This is a genomic window from Polaromonas sp. (genome assembly GCF_030682935.1).
Taxonomy (GTDB): Bacteria; Pseudomonadota; Gammaproteobacteria; order Burkholderiales; family Burkholderiaceae_C; genus Polaromonas.
The window spans coordinates 1-4,335 of record NZ_JAUXNA010000331.1 but is presented as its reverse complement, the minus strand read 5'-3'; the positions used below and the strand labels follow the sequence as shown (position 1 = coordinate 4,335).

5 protein-coding genes and 1 pseudogene are annotated in these 4,335 nt (G+C 62.5%); 1 reads left to right on the top strand and 5 read right to left on the bottom strand.

Going from position 1 to position 4,335, the window contains the following annotated elements; all coding sequences use genetic code 11:
- The 4 genes and pseudogenes from Q8K05_RS15380 to Q8K05_RS15365 all read right to left on the bottom strand — a co-directional run.
- Positions 1-320 (bottom strand): annotated as a pseudogene (locus Q8K05_RS15380) (sulfate ABC transporter permease subunit CysT); the annotation flags it as partial.
- A gap of 3 nt (positions 321-323) precedes the next feature.
- Positions 324-1,322 (bottom strand): sulfate ABC transporter substrate-binding protein, encoded by a 999-nt coding sequence (locus tag Q8K05_RS15375; protein ID WP_305247500.1) that lies wholly within the window; start codon positions 1,320-1,322, stop codon positions 324-326.
- Complete coding sequence (locus Q8K05_RS15370) at positions 1,319-1,888, bottom strand: RBBP9/YdeN family alpha/beta hydrolase (protein ID WP_370868874.1); 570 nt, start codon at positions 1,886-1,888, stop codon at positions 1,319-1,321. The genes Q8K05_RS15375 and Q8K05_RS15370 overlap by 4 nt, the downstream gene beginning before the upstream one ends.
- A gap of 338 nt (positions 1,889-2,226) precedes the next feature.
- Positions 2,227-3,144, bottom strand: coding sequence for a LysR family transcriptional regulator (locus Q8K05_RS15365; RefSeq protein WP_305247498.1), 918 nt, complete (start codon positions 3,142-3,144; stop codon positions 2,227-2,229).
- Between the two features lie 141 nt (positions 3,145-3,285).
- Between Q8K05_RS15365 and Q8K05_RS15360 the strand changes: the two genes are divergently transcribed.
- Entirely contained in the window at positions 3,286-3,939 is a 654-nt protein-coding gene (locus tag Q8K05_RS15360) for an FMN-dependent NADH-azoreductase (protein WP_305247497.1), read from the top strand.
- Positions 3,940-4,026: 87 nt separating this feature from the next.
- On the opposite strand, the gene Q8K05_RS15355 is transcribed toward Q8K05_RS15360, so the two are convergent.
- On the bottom strand, positions 4,027-4,335 hold a 309-nt coding region (locus tag Q8K05_RS15355; RefSeq protein ID WP_305247496.1), incomplete at its 5' end, for a phosphoribosylformylglycinamidine synthase subunit PurQ.

Genomic DNA, 4,335 nt, shown 5'->3' with positions numbered 1-4,335 from the left:
TAGCGCACCAGCACCCAGGCCAGCAGCAGGCCAAACACCAGGTTCACCAGCGCGGCGATCAGCGACGCCCCGAAGGTGAGGCGGTAAGACGCCAGCACGCGCGGCGACGTCACGGCCATCCAGAATTCGTCCCAGGTGAGCGTGAAGGTCTTGAAAAACAGCGCCACTATCGGGATCAGCACAATCAGGCTGAGGTAGAGCACGGTGTAGCCCAGCGTGAGCCGAAAGCCCGGCAGCACACGCTTGGGCGATCTTTTGACGCCCGCGCGCAAGGCTGGCGCCACCGCGGCGGGCGGCGCTGCAGAAGACAAAGCAGTCATGATTTATTTGACGGTGTAGAGCTTGTCGAACTGACCACCGTCGTCAAAGTGGACTTTTTGCGCTTCGCTCAGCGAGCCAAAGTATTTGGCCACGGTGAACTGCTTGAGCGGCTTGAAGGTAGCGGCGTGCTTTTTGAGTACCGCTTCCGAACGTGGACGCAGTGCATGCTGGGCGGCGATTTCCTGGCCTTCTTCCGAATACAGGTAGTCCAGATAGGCCTTGGCCAGCACCGCCGTGCCTTTTTTGGTCACGGTACGCTCAACCACCGCCACCGGGTTTTCAGCCGTAATGCTGACCGACGGATACACGGCGGTGACCTTGCCGGCGCCAAACTCGCGTTCGATGGGGATCACTTCCGACTCAAACGTCACCAGCACATCACCGATGTTGCGCTGCAGGAAAATCCCGGTGGCGTCGCGCCCGCCCTTGCCCAGCACCGGCACGTTTTTGTAGAACCTGCCGACAAACTCGGCGGCCTGCGCGTCGGTGCCGCCTTTTTCGCGCACAGAGCCCCACGCACCCAGATAGACATAACGACCATTGCCGCCGGTTTTGGGATTCACCACAATCACCTGCACGCCGGGCTTGACCAGGTCATCCCAGTCCTTGATCCCTTTGGGGTTGCCTTTGCGCACCAGAAACACCATGGTCGAGGTGGTGGGTGACGCGTCGTTGGGAAAACGCTTGGCCCAGTCCTTGGCCACGACGCCGCTGCGGGCCAGAAATTCAATGTCGGTGGTGGTGTTCATCGTCACCACATCGGCGTCCAGGCCGTCGGCCACGGAACGCGCCACGGCGCTGGAGCCGGCATGGGACTGGTCAATCTTGACGTCTTTGCCCGTGGTTTTTTTGTAGTGCGCGATAAAGGCGGTGTTGTAGTCCTTGTAAAACTCGCGTGCCACGTCATACGAGCCGTTCAGCAGGGTTTGGGTTTGCGCCGAAGCCAGGCTGCTTGCGGCCAAGGCCAGGCTGGCCAGCGTCAATTTAAGTTTTGAAGTCATGCGGTTTCCAGTGATACGGAATAAGAAAAAGAAGATGAATTCAGGCGGGCATCGCCCACCAGGGACTGCAACAAGGCCACGCCCAGCGGCCATTCGCCGTGGCCCGACTCGATGTTGATGTGGCCAGCCTCTGGCAGGCGCACAAACTCGCTGCCCCAAGCGCGGGCATAGGCCCCCGCCAGGCGCACCGGGCAATAAGGGTCGTTGCTGCTGGCCACCAGCACGCTGCGGTAAGGCAGCTTTTGAAAAGGCACGGGCGCAAAGTCGCTCAGAATGGCGCGGCGTTCCGGGTCTGCCGGTGCCACCAGCAAGGCGCCCTGAATGCGCGCTGCGGCCTCAGGCGGCAAATGCGCCGTGGCGATGCAGCCCAGGCTGTGCGCCACTACCACTACCGGTTCGCCCTGCAGCAAGATGGTGCGGGCCAGCGTGGCGACCCAGGCCTGGCGGCTGGGCGTAATCCAGTCGTCCTGCTGCACCCGCACAACGCCAGCCAGCCGGTTGGCCCACAGGCTTTGCCAGTGGCCGGGGCCGGAGTTGCGCCAGCCGGGAACAATGATGATGCGCACGCTGCCTGAACCGCTCGTTAACGGTTGAGCGTGAAATGAGAGGCGGTGTCGCCAAGTCTGGGAATGGCCATGATCTGCTCCTTGAATCGCTGAAAATGAATCGGATTCATGCATTGTGGAGAGCAAACGTTAAAGCTCAAAAGAATATATAGCTCTTAATTTATCTCTAAAAACAAATATAGAAGGACATTTGACTTGGAAAGCAACAGACGTGAGCGCGGAAAATACCTGCCCGCAGACCAGGAGGTCAGCCTGAAAAAAACTATGATTTTGATAGCTACTTGCGCCTTCTGCTATTGGGCTAGCGTCCTATTTCGCTCATGAACTCAGGCGGGGGGTCAGGCCTTGACGTCCACCACCTGCTCGCCCTGCATGTGGCGGCCCATGAAGTCCAGAAAGCTGCGCACCGCCGGCACCTGGCCACGGCGCGAGGGAAAAACGGCATGCGCCATGCCCGGCTTGGGCGCCCAGCCCGGCAGCACCGGCACCAGCAGTTGGGCCTGCCGCTCGGCCATGCTGAGCGTGTCGGGCAAAAAACTGACGCCGGTGCCGGCCAGCACCGCCAGCTTGAGCGTTTGCAGGTCGTCGGCCACATAACGCGGCTGGTGCTGGAACACAAACTCCTGCCCCTCGGGGCCCAGCAGCACCCAGGCACTGCGCCCGTCGGTGGACGACATCGCCACCGTGTCCAGCCGGACCAGGTCCTCAGGATGCGTCGGTGTGCCCTGACGGCGCAGTTGTGCAGGACTGGCCAGCAGTTGCCCCGAGGTGGCGCCCAGCTGCTTGACCACCAGGCTGCCGCTGTCGTCCAGCGTGGGCCGCACCCGCAGCGCAATGTCGATGCCTTCTTCCACCAGGTCCACCACCCGGTTGGTCACCCGCATGTCGACCTTGACTTGCGGATACTGGGCCAGGTAGCGCGGAATCAGGTAGCCCAGCGTGCTTTGCGCCAGCGTGACCGGGCAGGTGATGCGCAGCGTGCCGCGCGGCTCCACCTGAAGGTGGGCCACGGCTTCGGCGGCGGCCAGGGCCTCGTCGCGCATCGCGCTGCAGTGGCGCAGGTAGATTTCACCGACCTCCGTCAAGGAAAGCTTGCGCGTGGTGCGCTGCAGCAGCCGCACGCCCAGCCGCGCTTCCAGCTCGGCCACGCGGCGCGACAGCCGTGATTTGGGCAGCCCCAGCGCCCGGCCGGCAGCGGCAAAACCGCCCCGCTCCACCACCTCGGCAAAGTACAGCATGTCGTTCAGGTCTTGCATTGAACTCCTTCAATCGTCCTACTGGCGGGACAATCCATCGCGATTTTGCCAGCTTATCAGCCAATCGATGCGCCGGCACAATCTATTCCATGGTTGAAAACCAAGCCAAATCCATCTATTTTTTTATTCAAGGACATCCCCATGAGCCAACTTCTCCACATCGACTCCAGCATTCTTGGCGGCAATTCGGTCTCGCGCCAGCTCACGGCGCAAATCGTCGCCTCGTGGCGCGCGGCTCATCCGGCCACCCAGGTCAGCTACCTGGACCTGGCCGTGGACACGCCCAGCCACCTGTCGACCGAGTCGCTGGGCTTTCGCCTGCCCGCTGGTGCTGCTGACCTGAGCGCGATGCAGCAGCGCGAAAACGCGATTTCCGAAACCCTGGTCGCGCAATTTCTGGCATCCTATGTGCTGGTGATTGGCGCGCCGCTGTACAACTTTGCCATCCCGACCCAGCTCAAGGCGTGGATTGACCGCGTCGCGCAAGCGGGCCGCACCTTCACCTACACCGACAAGGGCCCGGTCGGCCTGGCCGGCGGCAAGACCGTGATCATTGCCTCGGCCCGTGGCGGCGTTTATTCCACCAGCGACGCCGGCAATGCGATGGAACACCAGGAAAGCTACTTGAAGACCGTGTTCGGCTTTTTCGGCGTGACCGACGTGCGCTTTGTGCGCGCCGAAGGCCTGGCGATGGGCGAAGCCGCCAAAACGGCCGCGCTGGCCGCCGCAGCACTGGACATCAGCGCGCAAACCCAGATCGCCGCCAACCAGCCGCAAGCCACGCTGGCAGCCTGACACTCAGGCGCTTGATGGCGCCCGCCAGTGAACAACGAGTAGCTATGATTAGCATAGCTACCCGCAACGCCCGTCAAACCAGCCTGCTCAGCCGACCCACTTGCGCGCGTTGCGCCAGATCTGCATCCACGGGCTCAGTTCGCTCACGTCGCCGCGGGTCCAGCTCATCTGGATGTTGCGGAATACGCGCTCGGGGTGCGGCATCATGGCCGTGAAGCGACCGTCTGCCGTGGTGACGGCTGTCAGCCCGCCTGCGCTGCCGTTCGGATTGCCGGGGTAGGCTTCCGTGGGCTGGCCCTGGTTATCCGTAAACCGCATGGCCGCAATCGCTTTGGCGGCATCGCCCCGGTAGGCGAAATTGGCATAGCCCTCGCCATGCGCCACGGCGATCGGCAG